Source organism: Lentzea chajnantorensis (genome assembly GCF_054300775.1).
The window spans coordinates 6,380,088-6,402,076 of the sequence record NZ_JBSDZT010000002.1 but is presented as its reverse complement, the minus strand read 5'-3'; the positions used below and the strand labels follow the sequence as shown (position 1 = coordinate 6,402,076).

The window sequence follows — 21,989 nt, the reverse complement described above, 5'->3', positions numbered from 1 at the left end:
CTCGCTCACCGACTGTTTCGACGTGCCTTTGTGACGTACTCCCGCAGCAACGCACGCAGCGTGTCGGCGTTGTAGCCGTTCAGATCGATCAAGTAGGTGACGCCGTCGAGGCCGAACTGCACGGTCTCGATGTCGTCCGCGGTGGTGCCGTCCAGGTCGTCGGTCAGCTGGACGAGGAATTCATGCGCCATTCATCGGCTCGCAATGTTCGACGAGTGATCGGCGGTCTGCTCGAAGTTAGCAGCCGCTCGAGCTGCTCGCGAACCTTCCCGCATGGTGAGCACGCTGGTTGTGCGCAGCGTTTGTGCCGCATGTGGTCCGCGATGCCTCGTCGATGAACCCGCGGGTCTCGCAACCCCAGGAAGCCGCTACGGCCTGTTGTGAGCGGGGCTCGTTGCGGTGGTGTGAGTCCGAGGGAACGGCTGGGACTGCGAGATCTCCCGTTGCACGAACCTCGTGAGATCAAGGTCCAAACTCTGGCTGCTTTCGTCTGCGGCGAGTGCGGCGTCCAGTGCGGCTTGAGCCTTTGCTCGATTGCCGGCATGCGCCCAGATGACGGCCAAGTCGACCAGATCGATCACGACGGTGGGGTGCTCGGCGCCGAATTCCCGAGTGCGGTCGAGGACAACTCCTTCAAGTTGCTGCGCCGCCTCATCGGGGTTTCCGGTCCGCCAGAACCATCGTGCGATGACTCCCCGCGTCGAGAGGGTGTGCGGATGATTATCTCCAAGCACTCGCGCCCGGTTTTCCAAGACCGCTCGCAGGGCGGCTACTGCTCCGACCGGATCCCCGGCCATTCCTCGCCAGTGCGCGTAGTTGTGGGCAGCGGTCAGCGTCGCGGCGTGGTCCTCGCCCAGCACCCGGCGCAGGTCGGGTAGCAGTTCCCGATATGCGGAGACCGCGGCACACGGATAGCCGGCCTCACCGTAGAAGCGGGCAGCGTTGCCCCTTGCCGTGAGCGTGAGGAGGTCGTCCTCTCCCAGTTCAGCGATGAAATCGGGCACCATGGCCACGAAATCGAACAGTGCGCCGTGTGGGTCGTCCGCCTGTCCACGCCAGTGTGCGAGATCGCTGCGTGCCTCCAAGACGGCCCGGCTTGTTCCACCCTTTGCACGCACGACGTCGGACAACAAGGTCTCCATCTGTTCGACCGCCTGCGTGGGATACCCGGCCTCGCCGGTCCACCGCGCCAGGTACTTCCGTGCTTGCAAGGTGGCTGGGGCATCTTGTCCGAGGAGACGTTCGGCGGACGCCGTCAAGCTGAGGAACGCTGTACGCGCAGCCACCACTCCACCGTTGTGCCCCAGGCTGATTGCCGCTCGAAACAGCACCTCACGGCAGGAGCACCGCCAGAGCAACTCTCCTGTCGACGCTGCGAGTGCATCTGTGTTCGCCCTCAACGACTGCCCGAGCACTGCGTCTTTGAACTCCTCCGGCCACACCTCCACCAACGCCTTTGCGCCGGCATGAGTGAGTTCTTCGAGCTGTTCGATTGTGATCGTGTCCCTGGTGACCCGCTGAACCAGTCTGTGCACCCGGACGGCCTGGTCATCCGGGTTGCGGGCGGAGCTGATCAAGCTCAACCTGTGCAGGCACCACAACCCGTCACGGCTTTCCTCAGCGCTCACCCGGCGGCCTGCCGACCGTGTCAACCACTCCAGCACGGACGGCGTGGAGAAGACGTCGAGCGGAATGCCGTTGGGATCGAGGAGACTCGCCACCATCAACAACGGCCTGGCAAGTCCGGCAGGAACCAGCTGGTCGGCGAGTTCGACGGACAAGGACCAGGTAGCTGCGACGGTTCGCTGGTGCCCATCGGGCAGATGTTCGCGATCGGGGAACAGCGTCGCGAGTGTCCGTTGCCTGTCCGCGAACCGGGCGCGGTAGCGATCACAGGGAAGATTGAGGTCGACCATGTATGCGCTCGCTTGCGCGAGCGCCAGTGGTAGGTGCCCCAGATCAGGCCCCAACTCCGCAGCTTCGGACAGGAGGTGCGTGTGGTCTTCCAGCGCGCTTTCCAGATAGGACAGCGACTCCGCAGGGTGGAAAACTCCGATGTTGATCAGTTTGCGCCCATCGCCTCGAATCGCCGCATCGGTTCGCCGGGTGGTGACCACCGTGCGTCCGTTCGGCGATTTGGGAGGCCAGAGCCGATTCAAGTCGGTTGGACGCATCACGTCGTCCAGCACGACGAGCCACCGCGCGCTCGTGCGAGCCAGCCATTCCCACAGTCGGACCGCGCCTCGTTCGAGGTCGACGTCCTCGATACCGGTGAGATCGCGGGCGAGAGACGCGTAAGCGCTCACCACCGCGTCCCTGGAGTCAGCGGTAACCCATACGAGCAGGTCCACCTGCCCTGCCTCCCACGCACGTTCGGCATGGTCGAGCGCTAGTTGTGTCTTGCCCACGCCACCAAGACCGGTCAACACGATCGTCCGTGTCTCCGGTTCCACTGGCAGCTCCACCTGGCGCGGCTGGAAGAAGCCCGCCCTCACAGGAGAAGCTCCCGCCCGGTGCGGCAATTCGACCACCTGTTGCGGGCGCTGGTTCATGTGCACGTCGCCGTTGATCGTGCCGGCCATCAACGTCTGGCCATGCACATCGCCGCCCACCACGTTATGAGTGTGACGGTCGCCCAAGTCGTCCATCTCGCTGAACACCCCGATTTTGGTTTGATCAAAGCTACGAAGTTTAGGCAGGTCCGTAATTCCACATGACAAGAGGTGGCGGGTGCTGCCTCGGAACTCTTGGGCCTGCTGTGACAGCAAAGCGGTATAGCAGCCGAACGGGTGATGTATCAGCTATAAATAGCATTCGGTAACGGCGCACTGGCCTGCACAGATCGTCGGCAACCACGCACTCGATGGGCCAGCGTCGGGCAGTACCGGGACCATGGCGCGAGAACGAGCGAAGAAGCAGCCCAGACACGGTTCAGCCACGGCGACGCGAATCTTTGTGGTGAGAGCGCTAACGCTGCAACTACGTGGGTTGGGCTGCGGTCGTGGTAACGGCGGTCGTCGCGATCACACTGACTGTTCCCGCGTTGCCGTTGCAGCGGGGCAGGCTATCCGGCTGGAGCAACGGCACGACCGTCCTGACATGTCACGAACTCCGGCGGCTGGTTGACCCGCGGGCAAGATGTTCTGCACAGCCAAGCGCCTGTTCGGCACACCTGAGCGGCAGGTATACCTCTGCCGACGACCATCATCGGCCAGGACGGTGCCGACCCTGCTGCGGCGTTGTAGTGGCACTCGACATGAACGTCGCATATGGAACCTGAGTTCGCCACGCCCTGGTGTGCGGCGGTGGCCTGGCCTGAGCCCTGAACTTCGATCACGGCTGTCTCCGTCCCGGCCGACTGGGGCTCCTCGACGGACACGGGCGAGGCGGGTGACGAACGCCGGGGTTGGTCACCGATCCCGGCCGCGTCGCTGACGCGTTCCCCGGCTCGCTCACGCGCACCGTGCCGACATCGGTGCAGCTCGGCACCACGACCTCGCGGTAGTCCTCCTCCGGCAACTCGTCGGTGTACTCGCGGTAGACCGGGTTAACTTGCTCCTCCACCGGGTCGAAGGCAACGTCCCCGGCTTCGAGCAACGTGAGCAGCGCGGGAGCGGCGTCCTCGCCCACCGTCCGGACCCACTCGCGCCGTTCGATCTTCATGAACCACCTCCTGCCCGTCGGACAACACGGACAAAGCCTGTTCCGGGTGATCATCCGGTACCGCCGGTGTGCCAGAATCTCCTGCAGCGCCGTGAAGTCGTACCGGTGTGGAATCGGCAGCGAGCCGCTGCGGTCCACAGTGGAGTCAGGTCCGCGCAGTACCCGGAGGAGTTGACGTGCCCGAGTCGAACGACGAGCCCTTCCCGTTGCCGGGCGTCGACCTGACGCGACCGAGCGTCGCCCGGATCTACGACTACTACCTCGGCGGGACCACCAACTGGGAGGTCGACCGGCAGTTCGCCGAACGCGTCCTGCGCGACTACCCGGTGATCAGGTCGGTCGCGTACGCCAACCGGATGTTCCAGCGCAGGGTGGTGCGGCACCTCGTCCGGCTGGGCATCCGCCAGTTCATCGACATCGGGTCCGGGGTGCCCACAATGGGGCACGTGCACGAGGTGGGCGAGCAGGTCGCGCCGGGTGAGGTGCGGGTCGCCTACGTCGACCACGAGCCGGTGGCCGTCGACCACGCGAACCTGCTGCTCCAAGAGCACGGTGACCCGAGCCGGCACGCGGCCGTCCACGCGGACCTGCGCGACCCGGACCGGGTCTGGTCGCGGATCTCGGACACCGGGGTGATCGACCTGCGGGAACCGGTGGCGGTGCTCCTCATGGCGGTGCTGCACATCCAGCAACCACCCGCACCGGGCAGCGGCGACACCGAGGACCTCGGCCCCCGCCTCGTCGCCACCTACCGCGACCTGCTCGTGCCGGGGTCGTACCTCTCCCTGTCCCATGTCACCGACACGGAGGTCTCACCGCGCAGCGCCGCGATGCTGGGCGAGCTGAAGAGCATGTACGCGAACTCGGTCAGCCCGGCCATCTTCCGCGACCGCCGGGAGGTCACCGCCCTCTTCGGGGACTTCACCCTCCTGGAGCCCGGCGTCACCTGGGCGCCCGACTGGCATCCGGAGGAGGCGAGCGAGCACGACCAGGTGGTGGACTTCAGCGATCCGAGCGGGTCGCTGCTCCTGGTCGGCACCGCTCGGAAGTGACGCGCCGGACCGGAGTGGGCCGGTCCGGCGCCGAAGCCGGTCAGCCGGGGCGACGGGCCGTGCGCCACATCGGTTGGAGCAGTTCCTGGCCGTCGAGGACGACCGGCGGACCGAGCGGCGTGTAGTCGCGGGCACCGAAGAAGCCCACCAGCCGCTTGCTCGACGCTTCGCCGTAGGCGTCCCGGCCCAGCTCGTCCAGGACCTGGTGGTGGTGGTTCAGCAGCAGGGTGGCCGCACCGTTGTTCTGCTCGGTCGGGCGCACGGCGAGGTAGGCGCCGTAGTAGTGGGACTGGTGCGGGTGCGCGGAGAGGAAGGCCGCCTCGAACCGGGCGAACCGTTCGAAGTACGGACCGGTGAGGTCCCTGAGCCAGCTCTCCCGTTCCGGCGTCGGCTCTGGCTCGACCGCGTGGTCGAACGCGACGAGGGCGGCGGACAGGTCCGGGAGGGTGTAGACCACACCGCAGGCGATGGCGTCCCGAACCTCCCGTTCGAGGTAGTGCGGACCGATCTTCCACCAGTCCTCCAGGTCGTCCACCAGCCAGCCGGTGAGGTCCAGGTCGCGGAACGACTCCGTGATGAGTTCGCCGAGCGCCGGAGCGTCCGACTCTGTCGCGAGCACGATCTGCATGGCAGAACTCCTAGGTGAAAACCGGGCGGCCGGTGGGGACCGCCGCGCGGTGCATCGTCACAGCGGGCACGGTCGGCCCGCTGACCCGTCCACGACCTCCCGCTCGAATGCGCCAGGAGGTCCGCCCCGTGCGGCTCACCGGGACTCCACCAGCCCTGTTTCTTCCGCCGCGACGGCGACGACCTGGTCGAGCAGGGAGCGGTAGTCGGCGCCCGAGGCGTTCGGGTGCAGGAGGGTGAGCTTGAGCCACAGCTTCCGCTGACCGTCCACTGTGTCCGGAAGTGCGGCCCGCCCCACGATCGCGGTCCCCCTGGCCAGCAGCTCACGCCGGACGCGGCCGACGAGCGCGTCCCCCGCGGCGATCGGCAGGTCGTCGAGGACGGTCGGCCGGAAGAGCACGGTGGACAAGGACGGGCTCTGCCACAACCTCAGGTCGGACCGGCAGTCGATCTCCGCCGCGACCTCCCGCGCGGTCGCGCAGCAGTGCTCGACCAGGCGACCGAGCCCGTTGGTGCCCAACGCCATCAGCGTGACCGCCATCCGGAACGCGTCCGCGCGCCGCGAGGTCCAGATCGACCTGCCGAGCAGGTCCGGCAGGCCGGCGTCGACGTCGTCGGAGGCGTTGATGTAGTCGGCGCTGATCGTCAGCGCACCGAGGTCCGCCGCGTTGCGGGTCGCGAGGAGACCGGCCGCGATGGACTGCCAGCCGAACTTGTGCATGTCCAGCGTCACCGAGTCCGCCAGCTCGACGCCGTGCAGGTGCCGGCTCCACTCCTCGCTGCACAGCGCGAGCCCGCCGTAGGCCGCGTCCACGTGCAGGCGCACCCCGAACCGGCGGCACATCCCGGCGATCTGGTGGAGCGGGTCGATCCGGCCGGTGTTGGTGGTGCCCGCCGTGGCGACGACGAGGGTGGCCGGGCCGAGCCGCTCCAGAGCGGCCTCCAGTGCCGCCGGGACCATCCGGTCGTCCTCGCAGGCGACGACGACCGGGGTGGGCAGTCCGAGGAGCCAGGCCGCCCTCGTCACGCTGTGGTGGGCGTTCGCGCCGCACACCACCTGGAGGCCGGCACCGAGCAGGGTGCGCGCGAGGAGCAGCGCCAGGAGGTTCGACTCGGTTCCGCCGGAGGTCACCACGGCGTCGGGGGAGGGCTCGGCCGGGTAGCAGAGCCCGGCGATGCCCGCGGTGAAGTCCCGCTCGATCTCACTGGCCATCGGCGCCAGCTCCCACACGTCCATGGACGGGTTGAGCGCGCTCGCCACGACGTCCGCGGCGACGGACACCGCCAGCGACGAGCAGACCAGGTGGGCCGCGCAGTGCGGGTGGGCGGGATCGGCGGAGTCCAGGCCGAGGAGCCTGCTCATCTCCTCCAGCGCGCGTTCCTCGCCGATGCCCTCGAGGGGCAGGCGGCCCGTTCCGCCGCCGGCTGCCGCGAGGGCGGCCGAGACGACGGCGGGCCCTCCCGCCGGCAGCGGGCCGCCGCGTTCGAGGATGCCGGCCTCCATGCCGCGCAGGGCCACCCCGAGCAGGGCGCCCAACTGCTCGGCGCCCTGCGGTCCGCTCGCCAGCTGGACACCGTTGTGTGCGCTCATGTCGACGCTCCTCCTCGAATCTGCGCTGCCGGGACCTCGACGGCTTCGACCGAGACCCGGTTGTCGTGGAACACCGCTCCACCACCCATGTCCGCATCCCGTTCGTCCACCGTGGCGTTGACCGTCGCGCCGCCGGTGAGCTTGAGCCAATGGCCTTTGGTGGTGCTGAGGACACCGCGGCGGACCCGTGCGTCGACCAGCACGTCCGCGGTGAACTCACCGCGTCTGTTGAACACCCTCACGAGGGTGCCGGTGGCGAGCCCGTGCGCGAGGGCGTCGTCGGGGTGCACGACCACGGTCGGCGAGCCCGCTCTCCTCCGCAGTTCGTCGTTGTTGCCGAAGATCGTGTTGATGGCGAAGTGCGACGCGCCCGCTATGAGCACGAACGGATGGCGTGCGGCCATCTCGTCGTCCACGACCTCCAGCGGCGGGGTGTAGCCCGGCATCGGGTCGAGGCCGTCGGCGGCCGCTGTGGCCGAAACGAACTCGAACTTCCCCGACGGGGTGGGGAACCCGTGCTCGAACGGTGCGAGCGGGCTGGGGTAGTTGAGCCGGGCCCACCCGCCGGCCCGCAGCCCGTCGAGCGTGATCCCGTGCAGCGAGGGGTGGTCGGAGTCGAGGAGCTGCTCGGCGAGCCGTTCGTCGGAGTCGTAGAGGCTGGGCTCGCGCAACCCCATCCGCGCGGCCAGGTCGCGAAAGGTGTCCGTGGTCGACCTGCATTCGCCCGGCGGCTCGACGGCACGTTCGTTCCACGCGAGGTAGAGGTGGCCGTACGCGTCCATCAGGTCCGTGTGCTCGTGCTGCATCGTCGCGGGCAGGACCAGGTCGGCGTAGTCGACGGTGTCGGTCGGGAAGTGTTCGAGGACCACCGTGTACAGGTCCTTTCTGGACAGACCCGCGCGGACCCGGTTCTGGTCGCTGGTGCTGACCACCGGGTTGGCGCCGTACACGACCAGCCCCATCACCGGCGGGTCGCTCGCCTCCAGCAGCCCCTCGGCGAGCCGCGTCATCGACAGCGTGCGCACCGCTTTCGGGCGCAGGTCGTCGCGGAACAGCGCCTCGCGGTTGCCGCCGAAGTAGGTGTCGGTGGAGAACATCAGCCCACCGCCGGGCCGGTGCCAGTCGCCCGTGACCGCGGGGATGCAGGCGAGCGTCCGCAGCGTCGCGCCCGCACCGGCGTGCCGCTGAACCCCCTGAGAGGTGCGGATCGCGGTGGGCCTGGTGCGCGCGATCCGCTCACCCAGGTCCCGGATCTGCTCCGCGGGGACACCGGTGATGGACGCGGCGCGTTCCGGCGTGAAGGCCAGCACGCGTTCGCGGAAGTCCTCCCAGCCGAAGCAGTACCGCGACAGGAAGTCGTCGTCCTCCCGGCCACTCGCGACGATGACGTGCATCAGGCCGAGTGCGAGCGCGCCGTCGGTCCCGGGCATCGGCGCCAGGTGCTCGTCCGCGGCGGCCGCGGTCCGCGTGCGCATCGGGTCGATGGCGACGACGTGACCACCGTTCTTGCGGCCCGCCTCGATGAACCTCCAGAGGTGGTGCCCCGACGTCAACGTGTTCGTGCCCCACAGCAGGGTCAGCTTGGAGAGCGCGAAGTCCTCCGGGTCCATGCCCCTGCTGGTGCCCAGCGCGTACGTCAACCCGGTCAGGCCCGCGATCGAGCAGATCGTCATGTCGTGGTGGGACGCGCCGAGCACGTTCCACAACCTGGTGCCCGCTCGCCCCTGCACCCCCTGCAGGTACCCGAGCGCACCGGTGCCCTGGTAGGGCCACAGCGCCTCACCGCCGTGCTCGTCGACGATGCGGGAGAGGCGGTCGGCCATCTCGTCCAGCGCCTCGTCCCACCCGATCCGCTCGAACCGGCCCTCGCCCTTCGCCCCCACCCGGCGCATCGGGTGCAGGATCCGGTCCCGGTGCGAGGCCTGCTCCAGGTAGCGGTTCACCTTGACGCACAGGGTGCCCCTGGTGACCGGGTGCTCCCGGTTGCCGCGCAGCCCGGTCGCCACCCCGTTCTCCACGGTGACCAGCCAGCTGCAGCAGTCGGGGCAGTCGAGCGGGCACGCTCCGGCGACCTCGCTCGTGGCGCTGGTGATGGGCAGGTTCTGGCGTGGCACGACACTCCCTCAGGACGGTTGCAGTTCTTCCAGCCGCGAGGTGAGGCCGGCCGCCACCCGGCCCGTGGCGACGTGCTCGACCTCACCGGTCATGAGCACGGAGCCCCGGCGGTCGAACCGCGCGGTGAAGGCACCGCCGCTCATGACCACCTCGACCCGGTCCCCGACCAGGCCGAGGCGGCGTGCGGCCGCGGCGGCCGCGCAGCCACCGCTGCCGGAGGCCAGCACGCGGCCGGCGCCCCGTTCCCACACCACCACGCCGAGCACGTCCTGGCCGAAGACTGCGGCGAACTCGACGTTCACCCTGCCGGGAAACCGCGGGTGCGCGGACAGCAGGGGACCGACCGAGTCGGCCAGTTGATCGTCCACAGCGGACAGGACCAGCACCGCGTGCGGGTTGCCGTTGTTCAGCGCGGTGACCTGCCACCGGCCGCCGCCGACCTCGATCGGCACGTCCACGGCCTCACCGGCGCAGCCCAGCACGGGCACCGCCTGCGCGGAGAAGTCCGGGCGGCCGAGCTCGATCGACACGATCCCGGCGTCCACGTCGTCGACGAAGACCGTGGACGTGCAGAACCCCGTGTCCACGACCAGCTGCCGCGTCCCGTGCCGGCGCGCGTGTTCCAGTGCGAACGCGCGCAACCCGTTCGCACTCCGCTCGCACGCCGAACCGTCGGCGTTGTGGATGCGCACCTCGACCACGCCCGCCGCGGCCGGTCGTCCCAACGGTCCGAACACCACCCCGTCAGCGCCGACCCCGAAGTGGCGGTCGCACAGGACGCGTGCGGCGAGCGGACCCGCGGCCACGCCGTCCTGCGGCTCGACGAGCAGGTAGTCGTTGCCCATCGCGTGGTACTTGGTGAACGCCACCATGCCGGTCAATCCGCCGCGGCAGCGGACGCGCCGCCGGCGAGCGCCTGCGCGTCGTGCTCGTCGCCGTACCACTTCCGGCTCCACCGGGAGAACGCCGCGATGAAGATGTCCCTGTTGGCCGGGCGGCCGTCGATCGACTCCACGTCCGTGACGTCGTGCTGGATGGCCCGGTCGTCGAGCAGGACCGCCTGCCCCTCCTCGATGGTGCCGCTCCAGAAGGGTTCGTCCGCACCCGGCTTCCACAGCCTGGTCAGCGCGCCCCCGACGTTGGCCCGCCGGAGCACGCCGATCATCACGTAGTCGTGGCCGTCGTGGTGCACGCCCTCCGGGGTGAGCGGCGCGGTCACCGCGCTGGTCGCCTGCGACCGGTTCTGGTGCAGGTTGATCGACCAGTCCTCGGAGAGGTCGAGCGGGAACCCCTGCACGCCCGCGCGGAGCAGGTCGGTGAAGTCGGCCTCGACCGGCTCGTACCGGCGCCGGATACCGCCCGCCACCGGGTTGAACTTGACGAAGGTCGTGTAGTCGCGCTGCGGCAGCAGCTCGAACGAGCAACCGGAGTCCTGGTCCTGGGACAGCCGGTACTGGCAGAACCGCTTGAACCTCGTGCCGTGACCCATGTACTCGTCGACCGGCAGGTCGTCGTAGCTCGCCAGCAGCTCGGTTGACGCCGCCGGGAGGTCGATGATGCTGAAGCCTGCTTCGTTGAGTGCCACGTCCGGGAACCCCTTCCTCGTGAAGATGCGGGACGGCCGCTCACCCGGCGGTCGTGAGCCTCGCGGACAGGTCCACTTCGGACATGCGCTCGTCGAGGTAGCGCTGCGACGAGTTCAGCCGCCACAGCGTGCCGCGGGCGATCCCCCTGCGCATGGCCGGTGACGTGGCCGCGGGTTTGATGACGTTGTGGAACCAGCCGGCGGCGTGCTGGGCGTCCACGGTGATGTGCAGGCGGTGGTAGACGATGCCCACGTCCGGCAGGCCGAGCCGCTCCCAGGCGTGCACCACCTGGACGAAGCGGTCAGGGACCAGCCACTCGGTCATGCCGAGGAAACCGACCGCCTCCGGGTAGCTGGAGCGGTAGCGGCACAGCATGACCGCGAGGTTGCCGGACAGCAGCGCGTTGGCGGTGAGGGCGCTCTCCAGCTCGTCGTCGGTGATGTCGAAGACCTCGAAGATCTGCTTGAACAGGTGGGTGTGGACCTCCGCCGGGTTCCCGTTGCCCATCTCGTCCCAGAAGTTCCGCGCGATCTCCATCTTGGCCGGACCGTTCGTGCCCACCTGCATCAGCGCGAGGAGGTCGTCGAAACGCCCGTCGATCACCGACTCCTGGATCATGTAACGGCGGATCGCCTCCGCGTCGGCGTGGTCGCGGATGAAGTCGGTGTAGTACGGGTGCTTGAAGACGGTGTGCCCCCGCGCCAGCTTCTTCAGCCACGACACGAACTCGGCGGGGTCCGCGGGCGCGTCGTCGAGCGATCCCGCTTCGATCCGCGCGTCCTCCGCCGCCGCGGTCGCCCGCTCCAGCGAGCGCGTCACCCGGTGCACCGCGGTGGAACCCTCGGCAGACGGTTCACCGGGCGCCACCCGCAGCTGCATGCCGTAGATCCGCGACAGCAGGAGCTGCTGCCGGTAGAACATCTCCCGGTCACCGGCGGCGGCTCGGCTGTTGAGCTCGTGGACCGCACCGAGCACCCGTTCCAGCTCCGCCGGGTGCACCAGCCGGTCGACCTCGTCCGCGGGCCGGCCGAGCCACTCCGACACCCGCTCCACTGCATCGCTCACTGGAAACCCTTTCCGGAGGCCAGGTCTGAACGACTGCGAGTGTCCCTCCGATGTAGACGGAGCTCGACCGCCGTCCCAAGCGAGGACAGAGAATCACCCGCACAGGCCGGAGTGGTGTGCCGCACACCCCGACTGCCCCCGCGCACCAGCCGATCGACCCGAACACCCACGTGGAATACGTGCGGAACCAAATGCTCAACCGCGGTGCGGTCGAGCGGCCGGATCTCCGCCGCGCCGGCCGGGAGCACGCTCACCTGAGCCCGGAGTGGGAGACGGCCAGCGCCTCCACCCGGTCGTGCAGTCGCGGGATGAAGTCCTCGAACTCCGGCTTCATCAGCACGCTGCGGATGATCCGCGCCTCGGGGGCATCGGCGGTGACACCGGGATGCCGGCGGACGAGTGCGTCGGAGCGCACCTTCACCGTGCTCAGGAACACGGGATCTGCTTCTGTGCCACCGCTTTCCAGCATCCTGGCCGACACCTGGTCCACCAGCCGCATGCTCGCGGGCCGGACGACCGGGAAGTAGGTGACGATGTCCAGCTCGGGTTCCTGGTACAGCTCGAGGGCCTCGGACGACGCGATCCTGGCCGACCAGTCCAGGGCGGCCCGCCTGCCGGCGCCCAGGACCCGGCCCAGTCCTGACGGGGTCGGCGGCAGGACCCGGAAGGTGAGCCAGAGAGCCGCCGCGGCCGCACCGGCCCGTGAGCACTCCAGGCTCGTCTCGCCGGGGTTGAACCCGGCCGGAGCGCAGTAGGTGTACGGGGAGTCGTGGGCGTAGAACCGGTTGACGTCCGGGTCGTTGAAGAGCACCGCGCCGCAACCGTAGGGCTGCAACCCGTGCTTGTGCGGATCGACCACCACGGAGTCACACCGGGAGATCGCCCGCCACGGCTCCGGCGGCAGCGCCTCCGCGGTGTCCGATCCCGCGAGCAGCGTGAAGAAACCGCCGTAAGCGGCATCGACGTGGATGCGGACGTCGTAGCGCTCCCGCAACGCGAGGACCTCGTGGATCGGGTCGACCGCGCCGAGACCGGTCGTGCCGGCGGTCAGGACGACCGTGCCGATCCGCTGTGTCCGCAGCAGCTCCTCCAGTGCCTCGACGTCCATCCGGCCCCGGTCGTCGACCCGCACCGCATGACTTTCGATGCCCAGGACGCGGCACATGCGGCTGTGCGTGAAGTGGGCTTCCTCGCTGAACGCGACGCCTTGGCCGGGCCGGAGCTCTCGTGCGACGTAGAGGGCTTCGAGGTTCGCGATCGTGCCGCTGGTGGTCAGGTGACCGAGCGGGGCCTCGAACCCGAACATGCCGGACAGCTGCGCGACGACCTCCTGCTCCATCTCGACGGTGGCCGGGCCGCCGTCGAACGCGTGGTTGTTCGGGTTCACCAGCATGGCCGCCAGATAGCCGATGGTGGCGGCGGAGTGCGGCGGGCGGACCATGTGCCCGGCGTACGACGGGTGGAAGAAGGGGTAGTTCTTCCCGAGCCGCTCCGTGAAGTCGTGGAAGGCCGCCGCGAACACGTCATCGTCGACCTCCATCGACGGGTGGGGTGAGAACGGCGGAAAGGAGTCCTGCCACCTGGCGTTCTCCTCCTGTGCCCGGATCATCCACTTGGTCAGGTCCACGGGTAGCCTCGGCCTCCGTCGAAGGAAGAATCGTGCTGAGGGCGCTGCTCGCCGATCGGCCAGAAGAGCCGGTTCTCCGTGCACTGCCGCAAGTACTCGATGCCGTCCGTGCCGCCGGTGCCGTTGCTGTCGCCGATCATCGATCGCGCGATGGAGTGGTGGGTGCGCTTCCACTTCTGATGACTCTGTTCCAGCAGGTGCACCGCGTTCGTCACCACCGCGCTCTCCGCGTCACTCCACCTGCTCTGCCGGCGACGGTGCCACGCGGACAAGGAGTCGAGCCCGGACAGGGCGCGCAGCCGCACGCGCGGAACGGAGAGGAAGGCGGGGGAGTCGAGGCGACCTTTCCTCGGCAACGCGCAGAAGATCTCCACCAGCTTGTACGCCTCCGACTGGATCGCGCTCGACCCGTCGGTCTGCATGCGGAAGGCCTGGAAGTTCGCCGGTGACATGGTGGCCAGCAGGCTGAACAACCCCGACGCCTGGTCCAGCGTCGTCGCAGCCGACTCGATCCGGGCGGCGACCTCGAAGGCGCATCCGGACTGCGCGACCGCTGCCGCCTCCTCCAGCGTGGCCGCCATCATCGTGAACACCGTCTCGTAGCACTGCAGAACTCGGATGAAGAGGTACTCGTCGTGGTGGTCGGAGACGGGGAGGACGCTGAAGCGGATCACGTCCTCGACCGGTTCCGCCACGAGCCCGGGTCTTGTTCCCAGCGGGTCGAAGTGCTCGCCCAGGGAGGCCGCCTTGCGAATCCTCTTGAGTGCGAGCTGACGGCGTGGCCGGCCGCTCGGGAGGAGCTCGCTCTCGTCGTCGTCCTTCATCGTCATCCACTCGAACTCGGCCAGGTCGCGCAGGAGGCGCGCGACGAGGGTCCGTCCGGTGTGGACGTTCTCGGCCGTCGGGAGGAGGGGCTTCAGGACGTCCAGGGCCAGGTAGCTGCGGTAGGAGTACCGGTCCTCCGCCTTGTCCAGAACGCAGTTGTAGAACTCCGCGACCACCGGTCCGGTCGCGGCGTCGGCGCGGCCCGCTCTGGCCTGTTCCAGGGCGTCGTCCCCGAGCCGGTCCTTGCCGTGCCGCAAAATCCGCAGGCGTATCGAACTCGCCAGGTCCGGTGTCGGGCCGCCTTGCTGTGCGTCGATGGCGGAGGTTGTTGTCGCGTGCTCGTCCACTGTCGTCCCCCGTGGCTCAGACATCACGCTGGAGACCGGGCGGAACTGCCGCGCCCATCCTGCTCAGCGCGTAGGCCTGATACGGTCCGGAGTAGACGTTGATGGCGTGGTTCAACCCGGCATGGGCATCGCGCCAGAAGCGCTGCATGGGCCGATCCGACCGCAAGGCGTTTCCGCCTGAGTGGCTGTAGAGGCGGTCGAGTGCCTCCACAGCGCGCCGGCTGCCGCGGACCTGGTCGCAGCGGGCTGCCGCACGGAGCTCGAACGGCACTTCCTTGCCGGAGTCGACGATGTCCCACATGCGGCCCACGTTGGCCATCATCTGGACCCGTGCGGACTCGACCTCGGAGCAGCACTCGCTCAGCTGTGCCAGGAGGAAGTTGTCCTCACGCACCAGCCGGCCGGACTCGTCGACCCGATCGCGCTGGTAGTCGAAGGACGCCGCCAGAGCGCCACGGCACATGCCGATGATGGACGCCGTGATCGCGTTGGGGAAGATGGCCGACCAGGGCATGCGGAAGAGGGTCTCGCTCCTGCCTGCCTCCCTGGCCGCGACGCCGCTGACGACGTCCTGCTCAGCGATCACGCGCTCGACAGGCACGAACGCGCCGCTCACCGCGACGTCCTTGCTCCCGCTGCCACGCAGCCCGACCGCGTTCCACGACCCGTCGATGATCGTGTAGTCGCTCCGCGGCAGCAGCATGTGCAGCGTGCCCTCGGACCCGACGCGATCGCCCTCGGCATCGACCACGGTCGCACCCAGCCAGGCCCACTCGCAGTGGTCCGTGCCGGACGAGAACGCCCACCTGCCGCTCAGCAGATAGCCTCCCTCGACCTTGCGCGCCTTGCCGAACGGGGAGAACGGCGACGCCACCCAGGTGTCCGGGTCAGCCGCCCACACGTCGTCCTGAACGGACTCCGGCATCAGGGCCAGCTGCCACGGGTGCGACCCCACGACGCCCGCGACCCAGCCCGCGGCGCTGCAGGACTCGGCGGTCAGGATCACCGCGTCGAGGAACTCCCGCGGATCGGCCTCGAAACCACCGTGCTTCGCGGGTTGCAGCATTCTCACCACACCGGTCTTGCGCAAGATGTCCGCGGTGTGCGCGGGGAGTGCTCCCATCTCTTCTGCTTCCGCAGTCTGGGCCCCGAGTTGCACACGTGAACCCTCGATCTGCTCAAGAACATCGTTCACCATGTGAGTGGTCCTTCATCGTGAAGTGTTTGGTACTTCTGTCTTCGTTCGGAGCTTCAACCGCGAATGCAGCAGATGTGCGGCTGCGGCAGCGGACAACGCGCAGACGACCGGGAGGGAGAAGGTCGACCGGGCGCCCAGTTCGTCCGCGATCCTGCCGACGGTGGCGGTGCCCGCACCGAAACCGAGCGAGAGACTGGACCACACCCAGTTCATCCCCTCGGTCTGGATCGCCACCGGAACGAGCTCGTCGAGCAGGTGGAAGGCGTTGATGATGGTCGGCGCCATGCTGAGACCGTTGACCGCGGAGCAGGCCATGAGGACGAGCAGGCTGTCCGCGGTCAGGTAGAGGGCGGGGAGCAGGCCGAACGCCGAGGCGCTCAAGGCGAGCCGCAGCGACGTCGGCCCGCTCCGCGTCCGTGAGCCGTACAGAACGGCCGAGACTCCGCTGCCCACTGCGAAGCAGGTGAGGACGAGGCCGGCGCCACCCGGCTGACCGAGTTCAGCGGAACGCGCGACGAGCAGCACCTCCGCCGCGCCGCAGGTGGCTCCCAGCGCCAGGAGCAGAACGAGCAGCAGCGGCATGCCCGGATACCGTGCGGCGAGGCGCCGGTGCACGCGAGCGACGGGAGGCTGCCTGGGCGGCTCGGTGTGCCGCTGGAAGAGCAGCCAGGTCGCGCCGCAGGCGGTGAGGAGAACGGCCGAGGCGACGGCCAGGTACGGCGAGACCTGGATCGCGAGAGCCGCTGTCAGCAAAGGACCGATCGCGAAGACGACCTCGTCCAGAACCGTTTCGACCGAGTAGGCGGCGGATCTCTCGGTGCTGCCGTCCGGCCACATCGTCGCCCAGCGCGCCCGCGTCATCGGCCCGGTGTTGACCGCTGAGACGCCCAGGAGAAGAGCCAGGAGCAGCGTGGCCGGAAGCGGCGCGTCCAGCGCGACCGATCCGAGCATCATCGTGGCGAGCGCGAAATGCGCGAAGATGGACAGCAGCAGCGTTCTGCGCTGCCCGAAGCGGTCCGCGACGATTCCGGCGACGGGACTGCCGAGCGCGTTGCCGATCGTCCAGCAGCCGCTCACCAACGCGGCTTTCCCGTACTGACCGGTGGGCAAGGCCAGCAGGAGGAGCAGGCCGAGCGGGTAGATCCCGACGAACAGACGCGACAGCACGCCCGCGATGCAGAAGGACACGGCCCCTCGTCTGGCGAAGGCGCTGCGATAGCCTGCGAACACAGCGGACCTCCAACGGCGTTCGGACGAGTTGCTGAACGGGACAGCGGCAGTTCACCGCGCTCGTGGAGATCGGGTCGCCGCAGCGCTTCGACACTGTGCAGCGCGGAAGCCCGCGAATGCGAGCCGCGTTTCGCCTGGCGGGACGCTTTGTCGGGGAACCGGCCGGCGATGTCGCCGCCCGCGTCCGATCGGGAAGCCCGCCCAAGCGAACGGGCACACCTCTCCGGTTCGACGTTGACGGCCGGCGTCCGTCAGTCCCGCACGGGAACCAGGGCCTGTGTCGAGGTCCGTGTTCGCGACAGCCGGGCCTGAGGCGGCCCCTGGGGGCACGGGCGACCAGCCCACGTACAACACCGGTATGCGGGCTGGTCGCCCGCACCGCCAGGAACCACCTCAGGCGCGACTCTCATCGAACGGGACCTCGACACAGGCCCTAGGGTGCGACCGGGCGTTGTGGCACGGGCGAGCCCACCATCTCGCGCGGGTGCACGAGCGAGTGCTGCACCAGCCCGTCCAGCCGGGAACGCAGGAACGAGCGGTACGGGTTCGGCTCGCACAGGTCCGTCAGGGTGGTCACGGCCAGCGAGTGCAGGTCGCGGACCTCGCGGGCGTACAGCCGCACGGCACCGGGGGTGCTGGAGAGGTCCCGCAGCACCATCCTGGCGTGGGCGTTGCCGCCGGCCTCCTCGCCGAGCCGGATCATGTGCTGTCTGAGGTGCGTGCTCGCGATCTTGCAGGCGTTGGCGAGCAACAGCGGTGGTGTGCGGTCGTCTCCCGCGGAGTTCGCGGCGGCCTGATCGGCCAGCAGCCCGTACAGCCTCCCGAACTCGCGCCACCGCGGCCCGTCCGCGGCTGCGCAGGTCCGCACCGCCATCACCGCGTCGCGCGCGTACGCGTTGCTCCGGGCACTGGACGTCGAACCGGGATCGGCCGCCGCCTCTTCGAGGTCGGCGGTCCACGTCCGGCGAAGTTCCTCGGTGATGTCGAGAGAACGCAGGTAGGACAACGGCAACCGGGTCGCCGCCGCGCCCGTGCGCGTTTCCGCACCGGCCCACCACAACGACGACATGACCGACACCGGCATGGCCTTGTGCGGAGAACCTCCCGCTGCCGCCGCGGTGACGACCGCGAACAGCCGGGCGAACACCAGCGGCGACTCCACCTGCTTGAGGAGCTCGGCGCTCGACGGGGCAGCCCGGTGGTCGTTCGTGAGCCGCAGGTCCGCGTCAACGCACCGAACGGCGATGCGCAGGGTCTTGGCGAAGTTGCCGAGTGGAGGCCGGGAACGGTGCTCGGTGATGGGCATGGTGGATCCCGACTGCTCGACTGGAGGGGGAACGGTCAGTGCCGCCGACGGCGTGCATCACAACACGCGATGAACCGGCGGTGAAGTCCTGACCCGCGCCGCGTCACCTTCGGACCGATGACCGTGACGGTTCGGGCAACCCCGGCGGTGCTCCTCAGGTGGCCGGTCGTGCCGAATCCGGTGGCCGTTCGTGAACAGGTCGACCGGTTCCGCGACACCTGTGCTGCGATGGCGGTAGAGGAGACTCCATGGCAAACAAGCGTTGGAGAGCGCTCACCGCGGCGGCGATGAGCCTCGTGCTCGGGACGGGGTCGGCAGCCGCAGCGCCGTCCCCGGTCGACGCGCGAGCGGGGTACGTCGAGAACTTCGACTCGCTCGACCCGGCGATCTGGCAGTGCGAGCACAGCTGCCCGACCGTCACCGACGGTGTGGCCAGGTTCGAGCTGAAGGCCGGCGCCCCGCCTCGCACCGCCGGCTCCTGGTCCAAGGTCCGGTACCGGCCGCAGCGCTTCACCTCGGGCGAGTTCACGACCCGGTTCGCGCTCAGCCACCGCTCCCGGCAGCAGGTCTGGTGGGGCGCCGCGTTGTGGGACAACGGTCCCGCCGCGGACGGGAGCCAGTTCAACGAGATCAACTTCGGCTACACGACCGACCAGAGCTACACGAACACCCAGCTGCGCTTCGAAAGCGCCAAGCGCGGCAAGGCCGTCTCCCTCAAGGTCGACACCGGCGTCGACCTCTACGACGGCAAGTACCACATCGCGACGTTGCGGTACACCTCGTCGTACGTCGACCTGCTCTTCGACGGACGGCACCTGATGAGGATCACGGACCGCTCGGTGATCCCGACCGATCCGATGAGCTTCGTCCTCGGGCCGCGCCTCGTCGCCGGAGCACCGTTGACCGGGAACTTCACGCAGTCGGTGGGAGCCGCTGAGATCGGCTGACCGGCCAAGGCCGAGCAGTTGCACACCGTCGTGGTACCGGCCCACCGCGGCACGGGGCTGGGCCACCGAGACCAGTTCGTCCACCTGGCGGTCCGGTCGGAGGTCGCCGACCTGGCGATGTGAGCGAGGGGATCGGCGGTCAGGGCGGGTCGTCGTCGCCCGAGGACGTGGGCCGGAACCATTCCGTGCGGTGGGTGCGGTTGGCGTCGGCGACGTTCCCGGCGGCCGGCCCGCCGCCGTCTGGATCGACCACGGTGCCGCTCTCGGCGGCGGGGAGCCGGCGCCAGCCCGAGCAACCGTTGACGCACGGGTGGTTCATCTCCGTCAGCACGAACGCGCCGTCCTCACCGGGCACCGGTTGCTGCCAGGTGATCGTGCCCGTGTCATCGCACAGGTCACAGCGGGGTTCGTGTTGCCGCACACCGCGAGCATCCACCAGATCGGTGGGAAGTCCGATTTCGGTCACCGGGACGGGCGAACCAGGCGGCCTGAACACCGCGGACACCTGCCCTCCACCATCGTGTACCTGCGGTGGGCCGGGCCAGCGCGAACCGCTGATCAGTGCGAACCTGGGTCCCGGTGACGAGGTCGACAGCCCGTCCGGGGAAGGGTGGTCCAGCATGGCCGGCGGTGCACGGTGACGCACGCTCGACGCGACGGGATCTCAGACCTCACCATCGAGACCGTCGACCACGACGGCGTGCTGGTCGTGGCGCTCAACGGCGACATCGACATCACCAACGCCAGTCAGGTGCGCACCGCGCTCGAAGAGCAGCTCAACACCCACCCGGTCGGGATCGTGGTGTGGCTGGCGGTGGGCTTCCTCGCGTCGACGGGGCTGTCGACGCTCGGTGAGGCCAGCCGCCGGGCGCAGCAGGCCGGGGTCGGGTTCGCGGTCGTCGCGGCGGCGCACTCGGCGCGGCGTTCTCTGCTGGTCGCCGGCATGGACAGCGTCCTGCTCGTGCACGAGTCCGTTCCGCACGCGGTCGAGGCGCTGCGCACGGCGGCGGTGGCCGAGCGGACCGACCTCGCACACTGACGGCGCCGATCTCGACCGCCGTGCTCAGGTGACGGCCGGCCGCACGGCCTGGTCCAGGGGCGAGCACGTCGTGAGCACGCCGTACACCTGGCTGAACCGCAACGGCCGCAGCACGCTGTGGTGGTCCACCACGACTGCCGCCGCGCAGCGGTCACCTCGGGGCGTCGGCTCGCTGCTCGACCGGCAGAGGCCCTCCCGGCGCGTTGTCCGCCCTCACCGCCACGCCCGCCGGACAGGTGGTTTCGCTGTCCTGGCACGGGTTATCCGTGCGGGACGTCGAGCAGCCGGCGACATCGAGACCGCCTCGACCGAGGCGTGCGTTCACCCCACGGGAGTCGCCATGGCGACGAAGTCCTGCCCAGGCCGCGGAGCGGTCGTCACCTACCTCAACCCCGACGTGCTGCACCCGACCGTCTACCTGCGGGGTGTGGTGGTCGGACCGCACGTGGTGGATCCGCAGACCTCACACGTGTGGGTGCCGGTCCTGCGGCCCGACCGCACCATCTCGGTCCTGGACATCGCCAACATCGTCGCCGTGCAGGAACCCGAACTTCCCTGACCAGGCCGGCCGTGGTCAGCGCCGGGACCGCTTGTGCCGGACCAGGTCCGCGATGCCCTCCGCGACGAACCCGCCGGTGAAGCAGCCGGCCAGGATCAACGCCCAGGAGGCTTCCTCGATGAACACGAAGCCGATCACGTTCGCGATCACGAGCAGCAGACCGACGATCACGTAGTAGCGCGCGGAGTGCTGCCGTGGTGGTTGGTCGACCATCGGAACAGTCTTGCAACTCCGCCGGGCGGTCGCGACGCAGTTGACCGCCCGGGACGCCGGGCTCAGCGCACCTGCTCGGCCTTGAACTGCATCCGCGGCGTCGCGTAGAACTCCTGGGCCTGCACCAGGCGCAGCTCGCGCTCACCGGAGCGGTAGGTCAGGTCGATCAGGTCGAAGACGCTCGACGCGGTGCGCTCCAGCGCCAGCGCCGCGTCCTTGGTCTGGACGTAGTGGGCGGTGAACAGCGCGGCCGTGACGTCACCGGACCCGTTGGCCTTGAACGGCAGGTGCGGGGTGCTCACGAGCCACGACCCGGCGGTGTCCACGACGAGCATCTCGATCGTGCCCTCCTCCCGGTCGGGCCGCTCGACGCTGGTGACCAGCACGGTCGACGGGCCCATCGCGCGGGCGAGGTCGGCCGACGCCAGCGTCTCCTCGACGCTCGCCGGCTCGGTGCCGGTGAGGAAGCCCAGCTCGAACTGGTTCGGGGTGATGATGTCGGCCACCGGTACGACCCGGTCGCGCAGCAGCACGGGGATCTCGGGCGCGACGAAGCACCCGGACTTGGCGTTGCCCATCACCGGGTCGCACGCGTAGAGCGCCGCCGGGTTCGCCGCCTTCACCCTGCGCACCGCGTCGATGATCACGTCGGCGATGCCCGTGCCGCCCTGGTAACCGGACAGCACGGCGTCGACCTGCCCGAACACCCCGCGTTCCTCCACGCCGAGGAGGATCTCGGCCACGTCCGACGGCGGCAGGAGCGGACCGCGCCACGCGCCGTACCCGGTGTGGTTGGAGAAGTTCACCGTGGGGATCGGGACGACCTCGACCCCGAGGCGCTGCAGCGGGAACACGGCGGCGGAGTTGCCGACGTGGCCGTGGGCGACGACCGACTGGATGGACAGAACCTTCATCCGCCCACTCTAGAACGGCCACCTGACCAGCGCGGGGCTCCGGCCTGGCCGAGACGGTGTTGCGGGCGAGACGTCGGTCTCACGA

General features: G+C 69.2%; 20 protein-coding genes and 1 pseudogene. 4 read left to right on the top strand and 17 right to left on the bottom strand.

Annotated elements, in window-relative coordinates; translation table 11 throughout:
* Positions 1–17: 17 nt before the first annotated feature.
* The 3 genes and pseudogenes from ACVDFE_RS31060 to ACVDFE_RS31050 all read right to left on the bottom strand — a co-directional run.
* Positions 18–191, bottom strand: a pseudogene (locus ACVDFE_RS31060) (Lsr2 dimerization domain-containing protein); the annotation flags it as partial.
* A 177-nt stretch (positions 192–368) separates the two neighbouring features.
* Positions 369–2,660 carry a tetratricopeptide repeat protein gene (locus ACVDFE_RS31055; RefSeq protein ID WP_458432971.1) on the bottom strand — a complete coding sequence of 764 codons (2,292 nt, stop codon included), beginning with the start codon at positions 2,658–2,660 and terminating at the stop codon, positions 369–371.
* Positions 2,661–3,333: 673 nt separating this feature from the next.
* Positions 3,334–3,801, bottom strand: coding sequence for a hypothetical protein (locus tag ACVDFE_RS31050; protein ID WP_458432970.1), 468 nt, complete (start codon positions 3,799–3,801; stop codon positions 3,334–3,336).
* A 38-nt stretch (positions 3,802–3,839) separates the two neighbouring features.
* Here ACVDFE_RS31050 and ACVDFE_RS31045 point away from each other — a divergent pair, with 38 nt between their 5' ends.
* Positions 3,840–4,715: an SAM-dependent methyltransferase gene (locus ACVDFE_RS31045; protein ID WP_360400022.1), complete on the top strand. Its 876-nt coding sequence runs from the start codon at positions 3,840–3,842 to the stop codon at positions 4,713–4,715.
* A 40-nt stretch (positions 4,716–4,755) separates the two neighbouring features.
* Here the strand turns inward: ACVDFE_RS31045 and ACVDFE_RS31040 are convergent, their stop codons facing one another.
* The 11 genes from ACVDFE_RS31040 to ACVDFE_RS30990 form a co-directional block, all read right to left on the bottom strand.
* Positions 4,756–5,343: a hypothetical protein gene (locus tag ACVDFE_RS31040; RefSeq protein WP_360400019.1), complete on the bottom strand. Its 588-nt coding sequence runs from the start codon at positions 5,341–5,343 to the stop codon at positions 4,756–4,758.
* 135 nt (positions 5,344–5,478) lie between these two features.
* A complete protein-coding gene (locus tag ACVDFE_RS31035) occupies positions 5,479–6,933 on the bottom strand; it encodes a pyridoxal phosphate-dependent decarboxylase family protein (protein ID WP_458432969.1) in 1,455 nt (484 codons plus the stop codon).
* A complete protein-coding gene (locus tag ACVDFE_RS31030) occupies positions 6,930–9,047 on the bottom strand; it encodes a molybdopterin-containing oxidoreductase family protein (RefSeq protein WP_458432968.1) in 2,118 nt (705 codons plus the stop codon). Before ACVDFE_RS31030 ends, ACVDFE_RS31035 begins: the two co-directional genes overlap by 4 nt.
* A 9-nt stretch (positions 9,048–9,056) precedes the next feature.
* Positions 9,057–9,920, bottom strand: coding sequence for a diaminopimelate epimerase (dapF, locus tag ACVDFE_RS31025; protein WP_360400010.1), 864 nt, complete (start codon positions 9,918–9,920; stop codon positions 9,057–9,059).
* 5 nt (positions 9,921–9,925) lie between these two features.
* Positions 9,926–10,633, bottom strand: coding sequence for a 2OG-Fe dioxygenase family protein (locus ACVDFE_RS31020; RefSeq protein ID WP_458432967.1), 708 nt, complete (start codon positions 10,631–10,633; stop codon positions 9,926–9,928).
* 40 nt (positions 10,634–10,673) lie between these two features.
* Positions 10,674–11,699 (bottom strand): iron-containing redox enzyme family protein, encoded by a 1,026-nt coding sequence (locus tag ACVDFE_RS31015; RefSeq protein ID WP_360400004.1) that lies wholly within the window; start codon positions 11,697–11,699, stop codon positions 10,674–10,676.
* A gap of 250 nt (positions 11,700–11,949) precedes the next feature.
* On the bottom strand, positions 11,950–13,326 hold the full coding sequence (locus tag ACVDFE_RS31010) for a pyridoxal phosphate-dependent decarboxylase family protein (RefSeq protein WP_458432966.1): 1,377 nt from the start codon (positions 13,324–13,326) through the stop codon (positions 11,950–11,952).
* Entirely contained in the window at positions 13,317–14,408 is a 1,092-nt protein-coding gene (locus ACVDFE_RS31005) for a tryptophan 2,3-dioxygenase family protein (protein ID WP_458432965.1), read from the bottom strand. The genes ACVDFE_RS31010 and ACVDFE_RS31005 overlap by 10 nt, the downstream gene beginning before the upstream one ends.
* A 106-nt stretch (positions 14,409–14,514) precedes the next feature.
* On the bottom strand, positions 14,515–15,621 hold the full coding sequence (locus tag ACVDFE_RS31000; RefSeq protein ID WP_458432964.1) for an acyl-CoA dehydrogenase family protein: 1,107 nt from the start codon (positions 15,619–15,621) through the stop codon (positions 14,515–14,517).
* Positions 15,622–15,708: 87 nt separating this feature from the next.
* Positions 15,709–16,884 carry an MFS transporter gene (locus ACVDFE_RS30995; protein ID WP_458432963.1) on the bottom strand — a complete coding sequence of 392 codons (1,176 nt, stop codon included), beginning with the start codon at positions 16,882–16,884 and terminating at the stop codon, positions 15,709–15,711.
* A gap of 475 nt (positions 16,885–17,359) precedes the next feature.
* The gene (locus tag ACVDFE_RS30990) at positions 17,360–18,232 is read right to left on the bottom strand and encodes a hypothetical protein (RefSeq protein WP_360399989.1); all 873 of its coding nucleotides are present in this window, start codon (positions 18,230–18,232) and stop codon (positions 17,360–17,362) included.
* Positions 18,233–18,480: 248 nt separating this feature from the next.
* On the opposite strand from ACVDFE_RS30990, the gene ACVDFE_RS30985 reads away from it, so the two are divergent.
* A complete protein-coding gene (locus ACVDFE_RS30985; protein ID WP_458432962.1) occupies positions 18,481–19,179 on the top strand; it encodes a hypothetical protein in 699 nt (232 codons plus the stop codon).
* 139 nt (positions 19,180–19,318) lie between these two features.
* Here ACVDFE_RS30985 and ACVDFE_RS30980 read toward each other — a convergent pair whose 3' ends face one another.
* Positions 19,319–19,600, bottom strand: coding sequence for a hypothetical protein (locus ACVDFE_RS30980; protein WP_458432961.1), 282 nt, complete (start codon positions 19,598–19,600; stop codon positions 19,319–19,321).
* A gap of 216 nt (positions 19,601–19,816) precedes the next feature.
* On the opposite strand from ACVDFE_RS30980, the gene ACVDFE_RS30975 reads away from it, so the two are divergent.
* Both ACVDFE_RS30975 and ACVDFE_RS30970 read left to right on the top strand, forming a co-directional pair.
* Complete coding sequence (locus ACVDFE_RS30975) at positions 19,817–20,218, top strand: STAS domain-containing protein (protein WP_458432960.1); 402 nt, start codon at positions 19,817–19,819, stop codon at positions 20,216–20,218.
* A gap of 340 nt (positions 20,219–20,558) precedes the next feature.
* Positions 20,559–20,777, top strand: coding sequence for a hypothetical protein (locus ACVDFE_RS30970; RefSeq protein ID WP_360399978.1), 219 nt, complete (start codon positions 20,559–20,561; stop codon positions 20,775–20,777).
* Positions 20,778–20,792: 15 nt separating this feature from the next.
* Here ACVDFE_RS30970 and ACVDFE_RS30965 read toward each other — a convergent pair whose 3' ends face one another.
* Entirely contained in the window at positions 20,793–20,990 is a 198-nt protein-coding gene (locus ACVDFE_RS30965; RefSeq protein WP_458432959.1) for a hypothetical protein, read from the bottom strand.
* A 62-nt stretch (positions 20,991–21,052) separates the two neighbouring features.
* Entirely contained in the window at positions 21,053–21,904 is an 852-nt protein-coding gene (gene pdxY, locus ACVDFE_RS30960) for a pyridoxal kinase PdxY (protein WP_458432958.1), read from the bottom strand.
* Positions 21,905–21,989 lie beyond the last annotated feature (85 nt).